The 20,097-nt window shown below is 66.3% G+C and carries 16 protein-coding genes and 1 tRNA gene; 10 read left to right on the forward strand and 7 right to left on the reverse strand.

From position 1 onward, the window contains the following. Positions 1 to 45: 45 nt before the first annotated feature. On the forward strand, positions 46 to 1,251 hold the full coding sequence (locus AC3A6R_RS11645; RefSeq protein WP_487859208.1) for a branched-chain amino acid ABC transporter substrate-binding protein: 1,206 nt from the start codon (positions 46 to 48) through the stop codon (positions 1,249 to 1,251). Between the two features lie 92 nt (positions 1,252 to 1,343). Here AC3A6R_RS11645 and AC3A6R_RS11650 read toward each other — a convergent pair whose 3' ends face one another. From AC3A6R_RS11650 to AC3A6R_RS11670, 5 genes are all read right to left on the reverse strand, one after another. Next, a complete protein-coding gene (locus tag AC3A6R_RS11650) occupies positions 1,344 to 1,736 on the reverse strand; it encodes a response regulator (RefSeq protein ID WP_487859207.1) in 393 nt (130 codons plus the stop codon). Positions 1,737 to 1,848: 112 nt separating this feature from the next. Continuing rightward, the gene (locus AC3A6R_RS11655; RefSeq protein ID WP_487859206.1) at positions 1,849 to 2,205 is read right to left on the reverse strand and encodes a hypothetical protein; all 357 of its coding nucleotides are present in this window, start codon (positions 2,203 to 2,205) and stop codon (positions 1,849 to 1,851) included. 179 nt (positions 2,206 to 2,384) lie between these two features. Beyond that, positions 2,385 to 2,475: transfer RNA gene (locus AC3A6R_RS11660), tRNA-Ser, on the reverse strand. 35 nt (positions 2,476 to 2,510) lie between these two features. Continuing rightward, positions 2,511 to 3,440, reverse strand: coding sequence for an SPFH domain-containing protein (locus AC3A6R_RS11665; RefSeq protein WP_487859205.1), 930 nt, complete (start codon positions 3,438 to 3,440; stop codon positions 2,511 to 2,513). A 27-nt stretch (positions 3,441 to 3,467) separates the two neighbouring features. Continuing rightward, on the reverse strand, positions 3,468 to 3,893 hold the full coding sequence (locus AC3A6R_RS11670) for an NfeD family protein (protein WP_487859204.1): 426 nt from the start codon (positions 3,891 to 3,893) through the stop codon (positions 3,468 to 3,470). Between the two features lie 116 nt (positions 3,894 to 4,009). Between AC3A6R_RS11670 and AC3A6R_RS11675 the strand changes: the two genes are divergently transcribed. Further along, positions 4,010 to 6,322, forward strand: coding sequence for an Orn/Lys/Arg family decarboxylase (locus AC3A6R_RS11675; protein ID WP_487859203.1), 2,313 nt, complete (start codon positions 4,010 to 4,012; stop codon positions 6,320 to 6,322). 27 nt (positions 6,323 to 6,349) lie between these two features. On the opposite strand, the gene AC3A6R_RS11680 is transcribed toward AC3A6R_RS11675, so the two are convergent. Continuing rightward, entirely contained in the window at positions 6,350 to 7,219 is an 870-nt protein-coding gene (locus tag AC3A6R_RS11680; RefSeq protein ID WP_487859202.1) for a DNA ligase, read from the reverse strand. Between the two features lie 40 nt (positions 7,220 to 7,259). Next, on the reverse strand, positions 7,260 to 8,042 hold the full coding sequence (gene fabI / locus AC3A6R_RS11685; RefSeq protein ID WP_487859201.1) for an enoyl-ACP reductase FabI: 783 nt from the start codon (positions 8,040 to 8,042) through the stop codon (positions 7,260 to 7,262). Positions 8,043 to 8,079: 37 nt separating this feature from the next. Between fabI and AC3A6R_RS11690 the strand changes: the two genes are divergently transcribed. From AC3A6R_RS11690 to infB, 8 genes are all read left to right on the forward strand, one after another. Next, on the forward strand, positions 8,080 to 9,876 hold the full coding sequence (locus AC3A6R_RS11690) for an extracellular solute-binding protein (protein ID WP_487859200.1): 1,797 nt from the start codon (positions 8,080 to 8,082) through the stop codon (positions 9,874 to 9,876). A 17-nt stretch (positions 9,877 to 9,893) separates the two neighbouring features. Further along, positions 9,894 to 10,928, forward strand: a complete 1,035-nt coding sequence (locus AC3A6R_RS11695) for a microcin C ABC transporter permease YejB (RefSeq protein WP_487859199.1) — start codon at positions 9,894 to 9,896, stop codon at positions 10,926 to 10,928. A gap of 1 nt (position 10,929) precedes the next feature. After that, complete coding sequence (locus AC3A6R_RS11700) at positions 10,930 to 11,964, forward strand: ABC transporter permease (RefSeq protein WP_487859198.1); 1,035 nt, start codon at positions 10,930 to 10,932, stop codon at positions 11,962 to 11,964. Positions 11,965 to 11,969: 5 nt separating this feature from the next. Continuing rightward, positions 11,970 to 13,601, forward strand: coding sequence for an ABC transporter ATP-binding protein (locus AC3A6R_RS11705; RefSeq protein ID WP_487859197.1), 1,632 nt, complete (start codon positions 11,970 to 11,972; stop codon positions 13,599 to 13,601). 18 nt (positions 13,602 to 13,619) lie between these two features. Then, entirely contained in the window at positions 13,620 to 14,819 is a 1,200-nt protein-coding gene (locus AC3A6R_RS11710; RefSeq protein WP_487859196.1) for a YbfB/YjiJ family MFS transporter, read from the forward strand. A 171-nt stretch (positions 14,820 to 14,990) separates the two neighbouring features. Further along, complete coding sequence (gene rimP, locus AC3A6R_RS11715) at positions 14,991 to 15,629, forward strand: ribosome maturation factor RimP (protein ID WP_487859353.1); 639 nt, start codon at positions 14,991 to 14,993, stop codon at positions 15,627 to 15,629. An 18-nt stretch (positions 15,630 to 15,647) separates the two neighbouring features. After that, entirely contained in the window at positions 15,648 to 17,132 is a 1,485-nt protein-coding gene (gene nusA, locus AC3A6R_RS11720; protein WP_487859195.1) for a transcription termination factor NusA, read from the forward strand. Between the two features lie 24 nt (positions 17,133 to 17,156). After that, a complete protein-coding gene (infB, locus tag AC3A6R_RS11725; protein ID WP_487859194.1) occupies positions 17,157 to 20,096 on the forward strand; it encodes a translation initiation factor IF-2 in 2,940 nt (979 codons plus the stop codon). The last annotated feature ends 1 nt before the right edge of the window (position 20,097 follow it).

The raw sequence follows: 20,097 nt of genomic DNA on the forward strand, positions 1-20,097 counted from the left end.
GACCGGTTTCTTGGTTTTATATCTATCCATGTTCTGGAGGTTCTCATGCAATTGAAATGGACTGCGGTCGCATTGGCTGCAATCACGCTCGTGGCTTGCGGCAAGAAGGAAGAAGCTGCTGCACCGGCCGCTTCGGCGCCCACGGCTGCGGCCCCGGCACCTGCAGCACCTCCGGCCGATGCGCTTGTCGTGAAGATCGGCCATGTGGCGCCGACCAGCGGCCCGATCGCTCACCTCGGCAAGGACAACGAGTTCGGCGCCCGGATGGCCATCGAGGACCTGAACGCGAAGAACCTCAAGATCGGCGACAAGACTGTCAAGTTCGAACTCGTCGCCGAAGACGATGCCGGCGATCCGAAGCAGGGCACCGCCGTCGCCCAGAAGCTGGTCGACAGCAAGGTCAACGGCATCGTGGGCCACCTCAACTCCGGCACCACGATTCCGGCCTCCAAGCTCTACAGCGACGCGGGCATTCCCCAGATCTCGCCGTCGGCAACGAACCCCAAGTACACCCGCCAGGGCTTCAAGACCACATTCCGCGTGGTGGCCGACGACACGCAGCTCGGCGGCACGCTGGGCAAGTACGCCGTCGAGACGCTCAAGGGCAAGAACATCGCCGTGATCGACGACCGCACCGCCTACGGCCAGGGCGTTGCCGAAGAATTCGAGAAGGCCGCCAAGGCCGCCGGCGCCACCATCGTCGGCCACGAATTCACCACCGACAAGTCGACCGACTTCAACGCTATCCTGACCAAGCTCAAGGCCACCAAGCCCGACGTGCTGTTCTTCGGCGGCATGGACGCCGTGGGCGGCCCGATGCTCAAGCAGGTCAAGCAGCTCGGCCTGAACGTCAAGTTCATGGGCGGCGACGGCCTGTGCACCGGTGAACTGCCGAAGCTGGCGGGCGACGCCATTGGCGAAGACATGGTGGTGTGCGCCGAGGCTGGCGGTGTCGACGGCGACTTCAAGCAGCCGCTCGACGACTTCAAGGCCAGGTTCAAGACCAAGAACGGCGTCGACGTGCAGATCTATGCACCGTACGTCTACGACGCGGTCAACGTGTTGGCCGAAGCCATGGTCAAGGCCGGCTCGGCCGACCCCGAAAAGTACCTGCCCGAAGTGGGCAAGGTCGAGTACAAGGGCGTGACCGGCCCGATCGCCTTCGACGAGAAGGGCGACATCAAGAACGGCGCGCTGACGCTGTTCACGTACAAGGGCGGCGTGCGCACGCAGATCGCCGTGGTGCGCTGATTTCTGTGCCGACCGCGCGCAGCAATGCGCGCTTCGAACAAAAGGGCCTCTCGGGGCCCTTTTGTTATTTCGGAGCGCCTGCCGCGGCGCGCTCAGGCCAGCGTGGCCAGGCCCGAAGGGCGGTCGGTGTTGCAGTAGTCGATGAAGGCGTCGAGGTCGCGCGACTTGTCGAAGACGGCGTCGGCGCCCAGGGCCTCGCAGCGCGCGCGAATATCAGCTGTCACGTAGTTGCTGAGCACCACGACGCGCTGGCCCGGGCCACGGGCCGTGCAGCCCGCGAGCACGCCGAGGCCGGAGCCTTCCTTCAGGAAAAGGTCGACGATGAGCAGTTGCCAGTCTCTGGGATGTGCGGCGAGCCAAGCAAGCGCATCGGACTCGGTTTCGGCGAAGCCGACGACCTGGCCGTCGACCAGATCTTCGAGGGCCGGGACCAGGTTGTCCCTGATGGTCTTGTTGTCCTCTACGAGGAACGTGATGAGGGCCATGCCGTGGTTTCGCCTTGAGAACCAATAGCGTAACGCGCCAGATGAGTTGACAGCGTAGGAGAAGGGAGACGGAGAGTTCCGTTCGGCCGAGAAGAAAGCCCGCCGCGCGCGGTCAGTCCGCAGCCCCGGATCGGATCTGGGCCTTGAGTTCCTCGGCCTCGGCCTGGCTTTCGTCGCGCTGGGCCGTGATCTCGAGGCGCTTCTCTATTTCTTCGCCCAGCGCCGCATTCACCTCTGCCAATGTTTCGGCCGACCGGGCCAGCTTTTCTTCGAGCTGGCTGGTGTGCTCGATGGCCTGTGCCACTTCGCCGACCTGGACTTCTTCGGGTAGCTCCTGCCCGAGCACCGTGTTCACGACCGCCAGGTTGTCGGATGCCCGCTGGACATCGGCCGCAACCGCTTCCGTCTTCTCCAGTGTCCGTTCGAGCGACGCGTCGTCACGCGACGAATTTGTTTTTTGTCCGGCCATCCGGGCTCCTTTGCAGACGTGAAAGTAAGACCTTTGGATCGTACCGCCAGACGGCTGCGCCGGGCAGGGGCATCCCTGTTGCCGGAATGCAGCGGCTCGCTTGCTCGAATTCAGATGGCCGATGCGGAGGCTGGCAGAAAAGAAAAACGGGGCGCAAGGCCCCGTATTCATGACTTCTCTGGCGGAGCAGGCGGGATTCGAACCCGCGGAGGGCTATTAACCCTCACACGCTTTCCAGGCGTGCGACTTAAACCGCTCATCCACCGCTCCTGAGCCTTCGATTGTAGCAGTCGCCAAAGGGCCAATCAGGCCGGATTCGAGGGCTTGACGGTCTGGATCATGCGCATGGCGGAGGCAATGAGGGCAGAGGTTTCGCCCATGTTGCTCGGCACGATCAGGGTTGTCTGGGAATCGGCCGCGACCTTGCTGTAGGCGTCGACCGCGCGCTCGGCGACCTTGAGCTGCACCGCCTGTTCGCCGCCGGGTTGGCGGATGGCGGCGGCCACGCGTTCGATGGCGTCGGCCGTGGCGGCGGCCACGGCGGTGATGGCCGCGGCCTCGCCCTGCGCGTTGTTGATCTGGGCCTGCTTTTCGCCTTCGGAGCGGGCGATGAAGGCCTCGCGCTCGCCAGTGGCGATATTGATCTGCTCCTGGCGCCGGCCTTCCGAGGCCGCGATCAGCGCACGCTTCTCGCGCTCGGCCGTGATCTGGCGCTGCATCGCGTGCAGGATCTCCTTGGGTGGCGTCAGGTCCTTGATCTCGTAGCGCAGCACCTTCACGCCCCAGTTGAGCGCCGCCTCGTCGATGGCCGCTACCACTTGGGCGTTGATCACGTCGCGCTCCTCGAAGGTCTTGTCGAGCTCGAGCTTGCCGATCACGCTGCGCAGCGAGGTCTGGGCCAGTTGCGTGACAGCCACGATGTAGTTCGACGAGCCGTAGCTCGCACGCATCGGATCGGTGACCTGAAAGTAGAGGATGCCGTCGACCTGCAATTGCGTGTTGTCGCGCGTGATGCAGATCTGGCTCGGCACGTCGAGCGGGATTTCCTTCAGGCTGTGCTTGTAGGCAACCCGGTCGATGAACGGGATCAGGAAATTGGGGCCGGGCGTCATGGTGCCGTTGTACTTGCCGAGGCGCTCGCGCACCCAGGCGTTCTGCTGCGGCACGAACTTGACTGACTGGCTGATGAAGATGATCGCGATGACCAGGATGATGATGGGGACCGAAAATTCCATGCTGCTTTTCTCCTCGAGGGGGTTGTGTCAGATCTTGTCGACGACAAGACGGCTGCCGATGACTTCGACCACGCGGTGCTCGCCGGTGGTGGGCGCGCGACCGGCGCGCTGGACCACGGTCCACTGGGCCCCGCGGTAGCGCACGGTCGCCGTGCCGTCGGGGTTCCAGGTGTCGACGTGAAGGGTCTCGCCGATGTCCAGGTTGATGTCGCGGTTAGCCTCGGTGGGCGGCTCGGCGGGCCGCCGGCGCCGCACGGCATACCAGACGAGCACGGCGCCCACGCCGACCACGGCCGCAACGATGAGCTGGGCCATGAGCCCGGCGCCCAGGTGCGCCGCAATGGCCGCCGCCGCAAAGCCGGCCGCGAGCAGCAGCAGGTAGACGGTGCCCGAAATCAGCTCGAGGACGATCGCGGTTCCCGCTATCAGCCACCAGATGGTGGAGTTCGCCATAACTTTTCCTTCTCTCCTCAGTGTTGGATGCACGCTATTCTGGGTCATAAGCCGACGGAACCCGTCATCCGAATTCCGTACACTTCGCGGCTCATTGCCTGTCCGGAGCCCTGCTCATGAAATTCCGCTTCCCCATCGTCATCATCGACGAGGACTTCCGCTCCGAAAACACATCGGGCCTTGGCATCCGCGCGCTCGCGCAGGCCATCGAGACCGAGGGCTTCGAGGTGCTCGGCGTCACCAGCTACGGCGACCTGAGCCAGTTCGCCCAGCAGCAAAGCCGTGCCAGCGCCTTCATCCTGTCGATCGACGACGAGGAGTTCACCGTCGGGCCCGACCTGGATCCGGCCGTGCTGAGCCTGCGCAGCTTCATCGGCGAGGTGCGGCGCAAGAACGCCGACGTGCCGATCTACATTTACGGCGAAACCAAGACCTCGCGCCATATCCCGAACGACATCTTGCGCGAGCTGCACGGCTTCATCCACATGTTCGAGGACACGCCGGAGTTCGTGGCGCGCCACATCATCCGCGAGGCCAAGAGCTACCTCGAAGGCGTGCAGCCGCCGTTCTTCAAGGCGCTGATCGACTACGCGGAAGACGGCTCGTACTCGTGGCACTGCCCCGGCCACTCGGGCGGCGTGGCTTTCCTCAAGAGCCCGGTCGGCCAGATGTTCCACCAGTTCTTCGGCGAGAACATGCTGCGCGCGGACGTCTGCAACGCGGTGGAAGAACTCGGGCAACTGCTCGACCACACCGGCCCGGTCGCGGCCAGCGAGCGCAATGCAGCGCGCATCTTCAATGCCGACCATTGCTTCTTCGTGACCAACGGCACCAGCACCAGCAACAAGATGGTGTGGCACCACACGGTGGCACCCGACGACGTGGTGGTGGTCGACCGCAACTGCCATAAGTCGATCCTGCACGCGATCATCATGACGGGCGCCATTCCGGTGTTCATGAAGCCCACGCGCAACCACTTCGGCATCATCGGCCCGATTCCCAAGAGCGAATTCGAGCAGAGCGCCATCAAGGCCAAGATCAAGGCCAATCCGCTGTTGGCCGACGTCGACCACGACAAGGTCAAGCCGCGCGTGATGACGCTCACGCAGTCGACCTACGACGGGGTGATCTACAACACCGAGACCATCAAGAACATGCTCGACGGCTACGTCGACACGCTGCACTTCGACGAAGCCTGGCTGCCGCATGCGGCCTTCCATCCGTTCTACGGCGCCTACCACGCAATGGGCAAGCGGCGCGTGCGGCCGAAGGAGTCGCTGGTGTTCGCCACCCAGTCCACGCACAAGCTGCTCGCCGGCATCAGCCAGGCCAGCCATGTGCTGGTGCAGGACTCGCAGAACCGCGCACTCGACCGCGACCTGTTCAACGAGGCCTACCTGATGCACTCGTCCACGAGCCCGCAGTACGCGATCATCGCGAGCTGCGACGTGGCCGCGGCAATGATGGAGCCGCCCGGCGGCACTGCGCTGGTGGAAGAGAGCATCCTCGAGGCGCTCGACTTTCGCCGCGCGATGCGCAAGGTGGAAGCCGAGTTCGGCAAGGACGAATGGTGGTTCAAGGTCTGGGGCCCCGAGAAGCTGGTCGATGAGGGCATCGGCCGCGCCGAAGACTGGATCATGCAGGGCGAGAAGAACGGCAAGCCGACGAAGAAGAAGTCGCCACGCAACTGGCACGGCTTCGGCGAACTGGCCGACGGCTTCAACATGCTCGACCCGATCAAGTCGACCATCGTGACGCCCGGCCTCGACCTCGAAGGCAGCTTCGCGGAGACCGGCATTCCCGCGAGCGTGGTGACCAAGTTCCTGGCCGAGCACGGCGTGATCGTGGAGAAGACCGGCCTCTACAGCTTCTTCATCATGTTCACCATCGGCATCACCAAGGGCCGCTGGAACACGCTGCTCACGGCGCTGCAGCAGTTCAAGGACGACTACGCGCGCAACCAGCCGATGTGGCGGATCCTGCCCGAATTCTGCCAGCAGCATCCGGGCTACGAGCGCCTGGGGCTGCGCGACCTGTGCCAGCACATCCACCAGCTCTATGCGCGCTACGACGTGGCACGGCTCACCACCGAGATGTACCTGAGCGACCTGACGCCGGCGATGAAGCCCAGCGATGCCTTCGCGCACATCGCGCACCGCAAGACCGAGCGCGTGGAGATCGACGAGCTCGAAGGCCGCATCACCACGAGCCTGATCACGCCGTACCCGCCGGGCATCCCGCTGCTGATTCCGGGCGAGGTGTTCAACAAGAAGATCGTCGACTACCTGAAGTTCTCGCGCGAATTCAACCTGCAGTGCCCGGGCTTCGAGACCGACATCCACGGCCTGGTGGCGCGCATCGACGAGACCGGCAAGAAGCGCTATTACGCGGACTGCGTGGCGCTGCCGAAGCAAGAAGCTAAGAAGTAAGAAGCGGCGAGCGAGTGCCGGCGCGCCTCAAGAGGGCGCGTCGGTTCGGACGCGCATGAAGCGCGCGAAGCGCGGCAGCCCGCTCGCATGGGTGCCGTTGTAGCGGTAGGTGACCCAGGTTCCGACGGCCGGGGGATGGTCGCGCTGGGCATCGCTCAGGCCGCTGCCGAGCTTGAAGCGCCGGCCGTCGCGCGTTTCGACCAGCAGCGCGCCGAGCCGGCCGGCATGCCGGCCCTTGCCGCCCACATGCCCGACCACGCGCGCCTCGGCGTCCTCGTAGCTCTTGACCTTCAGCAGGTCGTTGTTCCGCTCGGCGCGGTAGAGCGAACTCCCCCGGTGCAGCATGAGCCCTTCGCCGCCCATCTTTTCGGTCTTGGCGAGCAGTGCCTGGAGCGCGGCATGGGTGGTGGCGCGTTCCTGGGGCACGGGCACCACCCAGGGCGCATCGGTGATCGGCAGCAGCTGGCGCAGGGCGGCCAGGCGCGCGGTGAAGTCGCCGCCATGGGCCGGCAGGTCGAACACCATGAAGCGCATCTCGCGCCAGGCCGCGTCATTGGGCGTCTGGCTGCGAACGGTGGACGCGGCGCGCTCGAATTGTCCGCGGCCCGCCCAGAGTTCGCCGTCGAGCGGCTGCTTGGGCAGCGGCGCGGTGAACCAGGCCGGCGCGATGACGGCTTCGCCGCCGCGGGTCCAGAGCCGCTGGCCATCCCAGAAGCCGCGCAGGCCGTCGTATTTCTCGCTGACCCAATAGTCGTCGAGCGACATGCCCGGCCGGTAGACCCCGGCGAGCATCAGCCGCGGCGGGCCGTCGGTCGCAGCGGCGGCGGTGCGCGCCACCAGCGCGCCGAGGCCGGCGAGCAGCAGCGTGCGTCGCGTCAGGGGGAGGGCGCAGCGCATGAAGATCCGGCCTGGCAGTAAGAGGAAGGGAGGGCGGGGCTTATTCCGCCATGCCCGGCACCACCCGGCTGAAGCCGCCGTCGACGTAGGTGATCTCGGCGGTCACGCCGCTGGCCAGGTCGCTCAGCAGAAAGGCGGCCACGTTGCCGACTTCCTCGATCGTCACGTTGCGGCGGATCGGCGAGGCCTCGGCGACCGCCGAGAGGATCTTGCCGAAATCCTTGATGCCGCTCGCGGCCAGCGTCTTGATCGGGCCGGCGCTGATGCCGTTGGCGCGCATGCCCTTGGGGCCGATCGCGGCGGCGGTGTAGCGCACCGAGGCCTCGAGCGAGGCCTTGGCCAGGCCCATGGTGTTGTAGTTGGGCAGCGCGCGCTCGGCGCCCAGGTAGGTCAACGTGAGGAGCGCCGCCTTCGGATTGAGATAGGGCAGCGCCGCCTTGGCCATGGCCGGGAAGCTGTAGGCGCTGATGTCGTGCGCGATCCGGAAGCCCTCGCGCGACAGGCCGCCGAGAAAGTCGCCCGCGATCGCCTCGCGCGGCGCAAAGCCGATGCTGTGCACGAAGCCGTCGAAGGTGGGCCAGGTCTGCGCCAGGTCCGCGAACAGCTTGTCGATCTGCGCGTCGTCGCCCACGTCGCAGTCGAAGATCAGCTTCGAGCCGAAATCGGCCGCAAACTCGGTGATGCGGTCCTTGAAACGTTCGCCCACGTAGCTGAACGCCAGTTCGGCGCCCTGCGCGTGGCACGCCTTGGCGATGCCGTAGGCGATGGAGCGGTTGCTCAGCACGCCGGTGATCAACAGTTTTTTGCCGGAAAGAAAGCCCATGGATCTGCCTCTTGAAAATCTTGTGCAGAATTCTCGCATGCGAGGTTGGCTGCTTCTTTTCTTGGCGCTCTCGGCGGCTCCCTCATGGGCCGCCCATGCCTACGCGCAATTCGGCGACATCAAGTACCCGCCCGGGTTCACCCATTTCGCCTATGTGAACCCCGATGCGCCCAAGGGTGGTGAGTTCAGGCTGGTGCCGCCGACGCGGCCGACCAACTTCGACAAGTTCAACCCGTTCACGCTCAAGGGCACGGGACCCGCGGGGATCGGACCGTTGATGTTCGAAAGCCTGATGACCGGCAATTCCGAGGAGCCGACCACGGCCTACGGCCTGCTGGCCGAGGACGTGGAGGTGGCGCCCGACCGGCTCTCGGCCACCTTCAGGCTCAACCCGAAGGCCCGCTTCAACGACGGCTCGCCGGTGCTGGCGGCCGACGTGGTCCATTCGTTCGTGACGCTCACGGGGCCGCTCGCCTCGCCGCAGTTCAAGACCATCTACGCCGAGGTCCGGAAGGTGACGGCGCTCGGCGAGCGCAGCGTGCGCTTCGACTTCGCGAGCCCGAACCGCGAACTGCCGCTGGTGGTCGGCGGCATGCCGGTGTTCAGCCGGCAGTGGGGCGGCGGCAAGCCCTTCGACCAGATCGTCAGCGAGGTGCCGATCGCGTCGGGCCCCTACCGCCCGGCGAGCGACCGCCTGGGCCGCGACATCACCTACGTGCGCCGCGCCGACTACTGGGGCGCCGAGTTGCCGGTGCGAAAGGGGTTCTTCAACTTCGACCGCATCGCCTACAAGGTGTACCTCGACGAGACGGCGCGCTTCGAGGGGCTCAAGGCCGGCGAGTTCGACTTCATGCGCGAGTTCACCTCTCGCAACTGGGCGCGCCAGTACAAGGGCAAGCAGTTCGACAGCGGCGAGATCGTCAAGCGCGCCTTCGAGAACCAGAACCCGGGCGACTTCCAGGGCTACATCTTCAACACCCGCAGGGACAAGTTCAAGGACGTGCGCGTGCGCGAGGCCATCGGTCTCGCGATGGACTTCGAATGGCTCAACCGGCAGCTGTTCTACGGCCTCTACAAACGCGTGCACGGCTACTTCCCGAACAGCGAGTTCCATGCCGAGGGCCTGCCCAAGCCCGACGAACTGGCGCTGATGGAGCCGCTGCGCGCCAAGCTCCGGCCCGAAGTGTTCGGGCCTGCCGCCGTGCCGGCGAGCACCGAGCCACCCGGCAGCCTGCGCGACAACCTGCGACGGGCGAGGGCGCTGCTGGCCGAAGCGGGCTGGACCTACCGTGACGGCGCACTGCGCAACGAGAAGAACGAGGCCTTCACGATCGAGTTCCTCAACGACCAGCCCTCGCTGATCCGCGTCGCCACGCCGCTGCAGGCGTCGCTGAGAAAGCTCGGCATCGCGCTGAGCTTTCGCACCGTCGACTTCTCGCTCGCGCAGCAGCGCATGGACAACCACGACTTCGACATGACGACGCGGCGGCTGCCGGGCAGCAGCGCGCCGGGCGGGGAACTGTTCGAGCTGTTCGGCGCCAAGGCCGCGGAAACCAACGGCTCGGCCAACGCATGGGGCATTGCCGATCCGGCGGTGGACGCGATCATCGGCAAGGTGGTGGCGGCAACCACGCGCCCCGAGCTCGCCACGGCCATGCGCGTGCTCGACCGCGTGCTCTCGCACGGCCATTACTCGATCCCGATGTACTACGGCAGCGACTTCCTGATCGGCTACCGGCCGGCCGGCGTGGTGCTGCCGCCGACCATCCCGCCGTACTACGATGCGGGCGACTGGGCCCTCTCGACGTGGTGGGCCTCGCCCGCCAACAAGTGAACGAGGCATCCCCCGGAATGGCCAGCTACATCCTCAAACGCCTCCTGCTGATGATCCCGACGCTGCTGGGCGTGCTGCTCATCACCTTCATGGTGATCCAGTTCGTGCCGGGCGGCCCGGTCGAGCAGATGGTGGCGCAGCTGCAGGGCCGCGACTCGGGGGGCGAACGCGCGGCCGCCGCCGGCGCGGGCTATCGCGGCCGACAGGGGCTCGACCCGCAGCGCATCGAGGAGATCAAGAAGCTCTACGGCTTCGACAAGCCCCCGCACGAGCGCTTCTGGCAGATGCTCAAGTCCTTCGCGCGGCTCGACCTCGGCCAGAGCTTCTACCAGCGCAAGGCGGTCTGGGAACTGGTCAAGGAAAAGCTGCCGGTGTCGATCAGCCTGGGCCTGTGGACCTTTTTCATCAGCTACCTGATCGCGGTGCCGCTGGGTGTGGCGAAGGCGGTGCGTGCGGGCTCGCGCTTCGACTTCGTCACCACGCTGATCGTGCTGATCGGCTATGCGATCCCTGGCTTCGTGCTCGGGGTGGCGCTGCTCGTCATCTTCGGCGGGCAACTGCAGTGGTTTCCGCTTCGCGGGCTGACTTCGCCCAACTGGGAAACGCTGAGCTGGGGCGCGAAGATCGTCGACTATCTCTGGCACATCACGCTGCCGGTGACGGCGATGGTGCTCGGCAGCTTCGCGGTCACGGCCATGCTCACGAAGAACTCCTTCCTCGAGGAAATCCGCAAGCAATACGTGCTGACCGCGCGCGCCAAGGGGCTGGCCGAACGGCAGGTGCTCTGGAAGCACATCTTCCGCAACGCGCTGATCCCGATCATCACGGGCTTCCCAGCCGCCTTCATCGGCGCGTTCTTCACCGGCTCGCTGCTGATCGAAACGCTGTTCTCGCTCGATGGCCTCGGCCTGCTGAGCTACGAGAGCGTGATCCGCCGCGACTATCCGGTGGTGCTCGGCACGCTGTTCCTGTTCACGCTCATCGGACTCGCGACCAAGCTCATTTCGGACTTGTGCTACGTCTGGGTCGACCCGAGGGTGAAGTTTGACTGACGTGCCGATCGCCTCCGTGAGCCCCGGACGCCGCGCCTGGCGCCGCTTCCGCCGCAATCCGCTGGGCTTCTGGAGCCTGGTGGTGTTCACGATCCTCGTCGTCCTGAGCCTGTTCGCAGAGCTGCTGTCGACCGACAAGCCGCTCGTCGTGCGCTACGAGGGCCAGACCTACTTTCCGGTGTTGCGCGACTACCCCGAGAAGACCTTCGGCGGCGACTTCGAGACGCCGGCCGACTACCTCGACCCGTTCATCCGCGAGCGCATCACCTCGGGCCGCAACTGGGCCGTGTACGCGCCCAACCCCTATGGACCGCAGACGCTCAACTACTTCGCCAAGTTGCCGAATCCTGCGGCGCCGTCGCGCGAGAACCTGTTCGGCACCGATGACCGCGGCCGCGACCTGCTGGCGCAGCTGATCTACGGCTTTCGGGTCAGCGTGCTGTTCGCGCTGGCGCTCACCGCCATCGGTGTGGTGCTGGGCATCGTGACGGGGGCGATCCAGGGCTTTTTCGGCGGCAAGACCGACTTGGCGTTCCAGCGCTTCATCGAGATCTGGGGTTCGATGCCCGAGCTGTACCTGCTGATCATCTTCAGCGCGATCTTCTCGCCGAGCGTGGCGCTGCTCTTGATCCTGCTGAGCCTGTTCGGCTGGATGGGGCTCTCGGACTACGTGCGCGCGGAGTTCCTGCGCAACCGCCAGATGGACTACGTGCGCGCGGCGCGGGCGCTCGGCGTGGGCAATCTGCAGATCATGTGGCGCCACATCCTGCCCAACAGCATGGTGCCGGTGGTCACGTTCCTGCCGTTCCGAATGAGTGCGGCGATCCTCGCGTTGACCTCGCTCGACTTCCTCGGCCTCGGCGTGCCGCCGGGCACCCCGTCGCTCGGCGAACTGCTGAGCCAGGGTAAGGCCAACATCGATGCCTGGTGGATCTCGCTGTCCACCTTCGGCGTGCTCGTGATCACGCTGATGCTGCTCACCTTCATGGGCGACGCGCTGCGCGATGCCCTGGACCCGCGCAAGGCAGACAAGTGAGCGACATGTCCCGACCCCAGCCACCCCTCGTCGACGTGAAGGGCCTGCGCGTTGCCTTCGGCGGCAAGGAGGTCGTGCACGGCATCGACTTCCACATCGCTGCGGGTGAAAAGCTCGCGCTGGTCGGCGAGTCGGGCTCGGGCAAGACGGTCACTGCGCTGTCGCTGCTGCGGCTGGTGCAGAACGCCGATCTGGCCGGAACCGCCACGCTGTTCAATGCGCCGCCTTCTTCGCCGAACGGGCGCGACCTGCTGTCGATCCCCGAACGCGAACTGCGCGGCATCCGCGGCAAGGAGATCGCGATGATCTTCCAGGAGCCGATGACCGCGCTCAACGCGCTCTACACCGTGGGCGACCAGATCGCCGAGGTGCTCGAACTGCACGAAGGGCTTCCCGCGCGCGCCGCACAGGAGGCGGCCGTCCGGCTTCTTTCCGACACTGGCATCCCCGAGCCCGAGCGGCGGGCGAGGGCGTTTCCGCACCAGCTCTCGGGCGGTCAGCGGCAGCGCGCCATGATCGCGATGGCGCTGGCCTGCAAACCGCGGCTGCTTTTGGCCGACGAGCCCACCACGGCGCTCGACGTCACGGTGCGCGCGCAGATCCTCGAGCTGCTCGCCGACCTGCAGCGCCGCCACGGCATGGCCGTGCTGCTGATCACGCACGACCTGAACCTCGTGCGCCGCTTCGCCGACCGGGTGGCGGTGATGGAGAGTGGCCACATCGTCGAGCACGGCGCGGTCGCCACCGTCTTCGAGGCGCCGCGGCATGCCTACACCCGCAAGCTGATCGACAGCCACCCCGAGCGCAACGTGTCGCCCGTGCCCGGCGATGCCGACGCGCGGCCGGTGCTTGAGGCCAGGGGCCTGCGCGTGGCCTATCCGATCGCGCGGCCGGGCTTCGCGGGCTGGTTCCGCAAGGGCGAGTTCGTCGCCGTGCAGGGGGCGGATTTCCGCATTGCGCCCGGCGAGACGCTCGGCGTGGTCGGCGAATCGGGCTCGGGGAAGTCGACGCTGGCGCTGGCGGCGCTCGGGCTCCTGAAGCACCGCGGCACGCTCGCGGTCGACGCCAAGGCCTGGGCTGGCGGCCGGGCCTCCGACCTGGCCCTGCGCCGCCTGATGCAGGTCGTCTTCCAGGACCCGTTCTCCTCGCTCTCGCCGCGCATGACCGTGGAGCAGATCGTGGGCGAGGGGCTGCGCGTGCATGCGCCCGAGCTCGACCGCGCGCAGCGCCGCGAACGCGCGCTGGCGGCGCTGGCCGACGTCGGGCTCGACGAAGCCCAGTTTCCGGCGCTGCTCGATCGCTATCCCCACGAATTCTCGGGCGGCCAGCGCCAGCGGCTCGCGATCGCGCGTGCGCTGATCGTCGAACCGCGCCTTCTGGTGCTTGACGAACCCACCAGCGCGCTCGACGTGACGATCCAGAAGCAGGTGCTCGGACTGCTCCAGCGGCTGCAGCGCGAGCGCGGGCTGAGCTACCTGCTTATCACGCACGACGTCGAGGTGATCAGGGCCATGGCGCACCAGGTCATCGTGATGAAGGACGGCGCGATCCTCGAAGCCGGCCCGGTCGAGCGCGTGCTCGATGCGCCGGAACACCCCTACACGCAGCGGCTCGTGGCCGCTGCCTTGCTCGAATAGAAAAAGAAGAACCCAAAGATGTCGCAGATCGGACAAGGACGGCGCGACGCCTGGCGCGCGGCGCTGGCCTGCATGGTGACGCTGGCGGTGGCGATGGGCCTGGGGCGCTTCGCTTTCACGCCCATGCTGCCGATCATGCTGCACGAGGGAAAGCTCTCGCTGCAGGGCGGAGGGGTGCTAGCTTCTCTCAATTACCTTGGTTACTTCCTCGGTGCAGTCAGTTGCGCAGCGATCGCCATTCCGGCCCGGCGCATGGTGCGCGGCGGTCTGGTCGCGACGGCGCTGCTGCTGGTCGGCATGGGGGTGCTGCACAGCTTCATCGGCTGGGGCGTGCTGCGCACGGCGGCCGGCGTGATGAGCGCCTGGGTCTTCGTGTTCGCGTCGGGCTGGGGGCTGCGCCGGCTGGCCGAAACGAATTTGCCGACGCTGGCCGGTGTGATCTACACCGGTCCGGGCATCGGCATCGCGGTGACTGGCTTGCTCGGTGGGGCGCTCGGGCGTTGGGGTTCTGAGGCAGGATGGATTGGGCTTGGCCTCCTTGCGGCGGCGCTGGTGGCACTGATCTGGCGGGTCTTCGACGACGGCGAGGCGCCCGCTGCCGGCGGCGCGGCGGCAGGAGTACCAGTCGCGCCCGGCTTTGCCGCGCCAGCGTCGGCGCGCGGCGATGCGGCCTGGCTCGTGGCGCTCTACGGGCTGGCGGGTTTCGGCTACATCATCACCGCGACCTTCCTGCCGGTGATTGCCCGCCAGGCATTGCCCGGCTCGACCTGGCCCGACCTGTTCTGGCCGCTGTTCGGGCTTGCGATCATTCCGGGCGCCCTGATCGGCGCGCGGGCGCCCCAGCATTGGGACAACCGGCTGCTGCTCGCAGTCGCGTACGCGCTGCAGGCGCTCGGCGTGGTGCTGTCGGTGGCCTGGCCAACCATCGTCGGTTTTGCGCTTGGCAGCCTGCTGCTCGGCATGCCATTCACCGCCATCACCCTTTTCGCCATGCGCGAAGCGCGCCGCCTGCGCGGCAATGCGGCGGCCGGATTGATCGGCTATGCCACGGCTTCGTACGGTGTCGGCCAGATCGTCGGCCCATTGTTTGCCGCGCCGCTGGCACAGCGAACCGGCACTTTCGAGCTGCCGCTGCTGGTTGCGGCAGCGGCGCTGGCGCTCGGCGCGGCGCTGTTTGCGCGGGTCTGGGCCAAATCCCGGTGCCGGGTAGCGTTTTGAAGCGCGCCAGCCCCTTCATTTGTCATTGGAATAGCATATAATCCGAGGCTCACGACCAAACGGGCGGGTACCAACCGCCCGTTTTTTTTGGTCTGTCCGAATTCAATGCGTGGCACCCGTGGCGGGCGGGTGGCGCGCATATACGTTTTTATTCAAGGCATTTTCAAACACGTGGCATTGCAGCAGACAGTGGAACAAACCGTTGCCGGACTCGGCTACGACCTGGTCGAGATCGAGCGCTCGGCCGGGGGATTGCTGCGCGTGACAATTGATTTGCCCTGGACCGCCCCCACTTCCGAAGCCTTGGCTGCTGGTATGCCCGAGCCCTTCGTGACGGTGGAAGACTGCGAAAAAGTCACACGCCAATTGCAGTTTGCGCTCGAAGTCGACGGCGCCGAATACAAGCGGCTCGAGGTTTCCTCGCCGGGTATTGACCGCCCGCTGCGCAATGCGCAGGATTTCGAGCGCTTCGTGGGTGAAGTGATCGACATCACGCTGAAGGCGCCGATGGGTGCGGCGGCTGCCGGGCAGGTGTCTGCCAACCGCAAGAAATTCCGCGGCACGCTGGAGCGTGTCGAGACGGCCGAAGGCGCCGCGGGCTGGCAGATCGTCTGGAGCGATGCGCCCGAGCCCAAGCCTGGACAAAAAGTGAGCAAGAAGCGCGCGCCTGCACCGCTGCGCGCGCTGGGCTTCTCGCTGGACGAGCTGCGCGAGGCGCGGCTCGCACCCATTGTGGATTTCAAGGGCCGCAGGGCCAAGACCCAGCAGGGTTCGACGGATATTGACGACGGAACGAATGTTCCGGACTGACTGAAGGAGAGTGGTGGCATGAATCGCGAAATGTTGATGTTGGTGGATGCGATCTCGCGCGAGAAGAACGTCGAACGCGACGTGGTCTTCGGCGCGGTCGAATCCGCGCTGGCGCAAGCCACCAAGAAGCTCCACCAGGGCGACGTGGACATCCGCGTCTCGGTCGACCGCGAAAGCGGCGACTATGAAACCTTCCGCCGCTGGCACGTCGTCCCGGACGAGGCCGGCCTGCAGCTGCCCGACCAGGAGATCCTCCTGTTCGAAGCCCGCGAGGAAATGCCCGACATCGAGGTCGACGAGTACATCGAGGAAGCGGTCGACTCCGTGCCGATCGGCCGCATCGGTGCGATGGCCGCCAAGCAGGTCATCCTGCAGAAGATCCGCGACGCCGAGCGCGAGATGCTGCTCAATGACTTCATGTCGCGCGGCGACAAGATCTTCGTGGGTACCGTCAAGCGCCTCGACAAGGGCGACATCATCGTGGAGGCCGGCCGCGTCGAAGGGCGCCTGCGCCGCAGCGAGATGATCGCCAAGGAGAACCTGCGCAACGGCGACCGCGTGCGCGCCATGATCATGGAGGTCGACCTCACGCTTCGTGGCGCGCCCATCATCCTCTCGCGCTCGGCACCCGAGTTCATGATCGAGCTGTTCCGCCAGGAAGTGCCCGAGATCGAGCAGGGCCTGCTCGAGATCAAGAGCTGTGCCCGCGATCCCGGCTCGCGCGCCAAGATCGCCGTGCTCTCGCACGACAAGCGTGTCGACCCGATCGGCACCTGCGTCGGCGTGCGCGGCACCCGCGTCAATGCCGTGACCAACGAGCTCGCCGGCGAGCGCGTGGACATCGTGCTGTGGAGCGAGGACCCGGCCCAGTTCGTCATCGGCGCGCTGGCCCCGGCCAACGTGTCGTCGATCGTGGTCGACGAGGAAAAGCACGCCATGGACGTGGTGGTCGACGAGGAAAACCTCGCGATCGCCATCGGCCGCGGCGGCCAGAACGTGCGCCTCGCTTCCGACCTCACGGGCTGGAAGATCAACATCATGGACGCCAACGAGTCGGCCCAGAAGCAGGCGAGCGAAACCGATGCGAGCCGCAAGCTCTTCATGGAAAAGCTCGACGTCGACGAGGAAATCGCTGACATCCTGATTTCCGAGGGCTTCACCAGCCTCGAGGAAGTGGCCTATGTGCCGATCTCCGAACTACTGGAGATCGAGTCGTTCGATGAAGATACGATCAACGAACTCCGTTCGCGCGCCAAGGATGCGCTGCTGACGATGGAAATCGCCAAGGAAGAGGGCGTCGAGACCGTCTCGCAGAATCTGCGCGACCTCGAAGGCCTGGACCCCGAGCTGATTCCCAAGCTGGCCGAGGCGGGTGTTCACACCCGTGACGACCTGGCCGACCTCGCGGTCGATGAACTCACCGAGATCACCGGCCACAGCGCCGATGACGCCAAAGCCCTCATCTTGAAAGCCCGCGAACACTGGTTCGCCGGCCAAGAGTGACGGTCATGGAGGCACGAAACCAATATGTCCAGTACCACTGTCGCCGAGTTCGCGCACGAACTCAAGAAGACTCCCGAAACCCTGCTTGACCAGCTCAAGAGTGCGGGCGTGCCCAAAGCGGCCGCCACCGACGCGCTCACCGAGGCTGACAAGCAGCGCCTGCTCGGCCACCTGAAGGCCGCGCACGGCACTGTCGAGCCCGAGCGCAAGAAAATCACGCTGACCAAGAAGTCGACCAGCGAGATCAAGCAGGCCGATGCCATGGGCCGCGCCCGCACGATCCAGGTCGAGGTGCGCAAGAAGCGCACCTTCATCCAGCGCGACGATGGCCCCGCGGTCGCGCCCGAAGCGCCGCCGGCTGCCGAGGCGCCCGCCGAGGCCCCCGCCGCACCCCGCATCGACGAGACCGAACTGGCCCGCCGCGAGGAAGAGGCGCGCCGCCAGGCCGAGCTGATCCGCCGTCAGGAAGAAGAGCTCGTCGAAAAGCGCCGCCTGCGCGAGGAAACCGAAGCCCGTGCACGCGAACAGGCCGAGAAGGCCGAGCGCGCCGAACAGGCCGAACAGGAAGCCGCACGCGCCGCCGCCGAGAAGAAGAAGGCCGCCGATGCCGCCGCTTCGCCTGCGAAGGAAACGGCCGCGCCGGCGCCTGCGCCCGCCGCAGCCGCTGCCGAGCAGCAGGCCGCCGACGACAAGGCGGCAGCGCAGGCAGCCGCGGCCCAGGCCAAGGAAGACGCGAAGGCCAAGGCCGCCGCCGAATCCCAGGCCCGTGCCGACGAAGAAGCCGCCCGCGCCCGCGATCTCGACGAACGCCGCCGCAAGGCCCTCGCCGAGGCCGAAGCCATCCGCGCGATGATGAATGCGCCGGCCCGTGTGCTGGTGCCGCACAAGGCGCCCGAAAAGCCGCAGCCCGAAAAGGCGGCGGTCAAGGGCACGCTGCACAAGCCGGCTGCGCCCGCGGCCCGCCCTGGTGCGCCCGCCGCGCCGGGTGCTGCAGCACCCGCTGGCGCAGGCAAGGAAGTCAAGTCGGCCAAGCTCTCGTCGAGCTGGGCCGGCGATCCTGCCGCCAAGAAGAAGGAAATCAAGACCCGCGGCGATGCGAGCGGCGGCGTTGGCCGCGGCAACTGGCGCGGAGGCCCGCGTGGGCGCCGCGGCGGCAACGACCGCGGAGGCCATGAAGACCATGTGCAGGCCGCACCGGTCGAGGCGCGCATTATCGAAGTGCACGTGCCCGAGACCATCACGGTGGCCGAGCTCGCGCACAAGATGGCCGTCAAGGCCCAGGAAGTCATCAAGCAGCTCATGAAGCTGGGCCAGATGGCGACCATCAACCAGTCGCTCGACCAGGACACCGCCATGATTCTGGTGGAGGAAATGGGCCACAACGCGGTGGTTGCCGCGCTGGACGACCCCGAAGCCTTCACCGACGAGGACGTGTCGGCGCAGCAGGCAGAAGCCCTGCCGCGCGCACCGGTCGTGACCGTCATGGGCCACGTCGACCACGGCAAGACCTCGCTGCTGGACTACATCCGGCGCGCCAAGGTCGCCTCGGGCGAAGCCGGCGGCATCACGCAGCACATTGGTGCGTACCACGTCGAAACCGAACGCGGCATGGTGTCGTTCCTTGACACCCCGGGTCACGAGGCGTTCACCGCCATGCGTGCCCGCGGTGCGCAGGCCACCGACATCGTCATCCTCGTGGTGGCGGCCGACGACGGCGTCATGCCCCAGACCAAGGAAGCCATCAAGCACGCGAAGGCGGCTGGCGTGCCGATCGTGGTCGCTATCAACAAGGTGGACAAACCCGACGCCAACCTGGACCGCGTGAAGCAGGAACTGGTGGCCGAAGAGGTCGTGCCTGAAGAGTACGGCGGCGACGTGCCGTTCGTGCCGGTGTCGGCCAAGACCGGCCAGGGCATCGACAACCTGCTCGAGCAGGTGCTGCTGCAGGCCGAAGTGCTGGAACTCAAGGCGCCGGTCGATGCCGCCGCCAAGGGCTTGGTCATCGAAGCCCAACTCGACAAGGGCCGCGGCCCGGTCGCAACCGTGCTGGTGCAATCCGGCACGCTCAAGACCGGCGACGTGGTGCTGGCGGGCTCGACCTATGGCCGCGTGCGCGCCATGCTCGACGAAGACGGCAAGACCATCAAGACCGCGGGTCCTTCGATTCCGGTCGAGATTCAGGGCCTGACCGAAGTGCCGCAAGCGGGCGACGAGTTCATGGTGATGAGCGACGAGCGCCGTGCGCGCGAGATCGCCACCTACCGTGCCGGCAAGTTCCGCAACACCAAGCTGGCAAGGGCCCAGGCCGCGAACTTGCAGAACATGTTCACCGACCTCTCGGCCGGCGAAGTGCAGACGCTGCGCATCATCATCAAGGCCGACGTGCAGGGCTCGCAGGAAGCGCTGGCCCAGTCGCTGCTCAAGCTGGCGACCGAAGAGGTCAAGGTGCAGATCGTGTACGCCGGCGTGGGCGGCATCAGCGAAAGCGACATCAACCTCGCGATCGCGTCGAAGGCCGTCGTGATCGGCTTCAATGTGCGCGCCGACTCCGGTGCGCGCAAGCTGGCCGAAGGCAACGGCGTGCAGCTGAACTACTACAGCATCATTTACGACGCCGTGGACGAGATCAAGGTCGCGATGTCGGGCATGCTGGCGCCGGAGCGCCGCGAGGAAATCATCGGCTCGGCCGAGATCCGTACGGTGTTCGTGGCTTCGAAGATCGGCACGGTCGCGGGTTCGTACGTCACCTCAGGTTCGGTCAACCGCAGCGCGCATTTCCGCCTGCTGCGCGACAACGTGGTGATCTACACGGGCGAGGTCGACTCGATCAAGCGCATGAAGGACGACGTGCGCGAAGTCCGCGAAGGCTTCGAGTGCGGTATCAAACTCAAGAACTACAACGACATCAAAGAGGGCGATCAGCTCGAGTTCTTCGAGATCAAGGAAATCGCCCGGACGCTCTAAG

This window comes from Variovorax sp. Soil_C_19 (genome assembly GCF_057657255.1).

What these genes read in the sequence shown, in the direction of transcription:
- AC3A6R_RS11690 (WP_487859200.1), top strand. Translation starts at nt 8,080, where the DNA reads ATGCGAGGTTGGCTGCTTCTTTTCTTGGCGCTCTCGGCGGCTCCCTCA.
- AC3A6R_RS11650 (WP_487859207.1), bottom strand. Translation starts at nt 1,736, where the DNA reads ATGGCCCTCATCACGTTCCTCGTAGAGGACAACAAGACCATCAGGGAC.
- AC3A6R_RS11655 (WP_487859206.1), bottom strand. Translation starts at nt 2,205, where the DNA reads ATGGCCGGACAAAAAACAAATTCGTCGCGTGACGACGCGTCGCTCGAA.
- AC3A6R_RS11695 (WP_487859199.1), top strand. Translation starts at nt 9,894, where the DNA reads ATGGCCAGCTACATCCTCAAACGCCTCCTGCTGATGATCCCGACGCTG.
- infB (WP_487859194.1), top strand. Translation starts at nt 17,157, where the DNA reads ATGTCCAGTACCACTGTCGCCGAGTTCGCGCACGAACTCAAGAAGACT.
- AC3A6R_RS11705 (WP_487859197.1), top strand. Translation starts at nt 11,970, where the DNA reads ATGTCCCGACCCCAGCCACCCCTCGTCGACGTGAAGGGCCTGCGCGTT.
- AC3A6R_RS11710 (WP_487859196.1), top strand. Translation starts at nt 13,620, where the DNA reads ATGTCGCAGATCGGACAAGGACGGCGCGACGCCTGGCGCGCGGCGCTG.
- AC3A6R_RS11675 (WP_487859203.1), top strand. Translation starts at nt 4,010, where the DNA reads ATGAAATTCCGCTTCCCCATCGTCATCATCGACGAGGACTTCCGCTCC.
- fabI (WP_487859201.1), bottom strand. Translation starts at nt 8,042, where the DNA reads ATGGGCTTTCTTTCCGGCAAAAAACTGTTGATCACCGGCGTGCTGAGC.
- AC3A6R_RS11670 (WP_487859204.1), bottom strand. Translation starts at nt 3,893, where the DNA reads ATGGCGAACTCCACCATCTGGTGGCTGATAGCGGGAACCGCGATCGTC.
- nusA (WP_487859195.1), top strand. Translation starts at nt 15,648, where the DNA reads ATGAATCGCGAAATGTTGATGTTGGTGGATGCGATCTCGCGCGAGAAG.
- AC3A6R_RS11680 (WP_487859202.1), bottom strand. Translation starts at nt 7,219, where the DNA reads ATGCGCTGCGCCCTCCCCCTGACGCGACGCACGCTGCTGCTCGCCGGC.
- AC3A6R_RS11665 (WP_487859205.1), bottom strand. Translation starts at nt 3,440, where the DNA reads ATGGAATTTTCGGTCCCCATCATCATCCTGGTCATCGCGATCATCTTC.
- AC3A6R_RS11645 (WP_487859208.1), top strand. Translation starts at nt 46, where the DNA reads ATGCAATTGAAATGGACTGCGGTCGCATTGGCTGCAATCACGCTCGTG.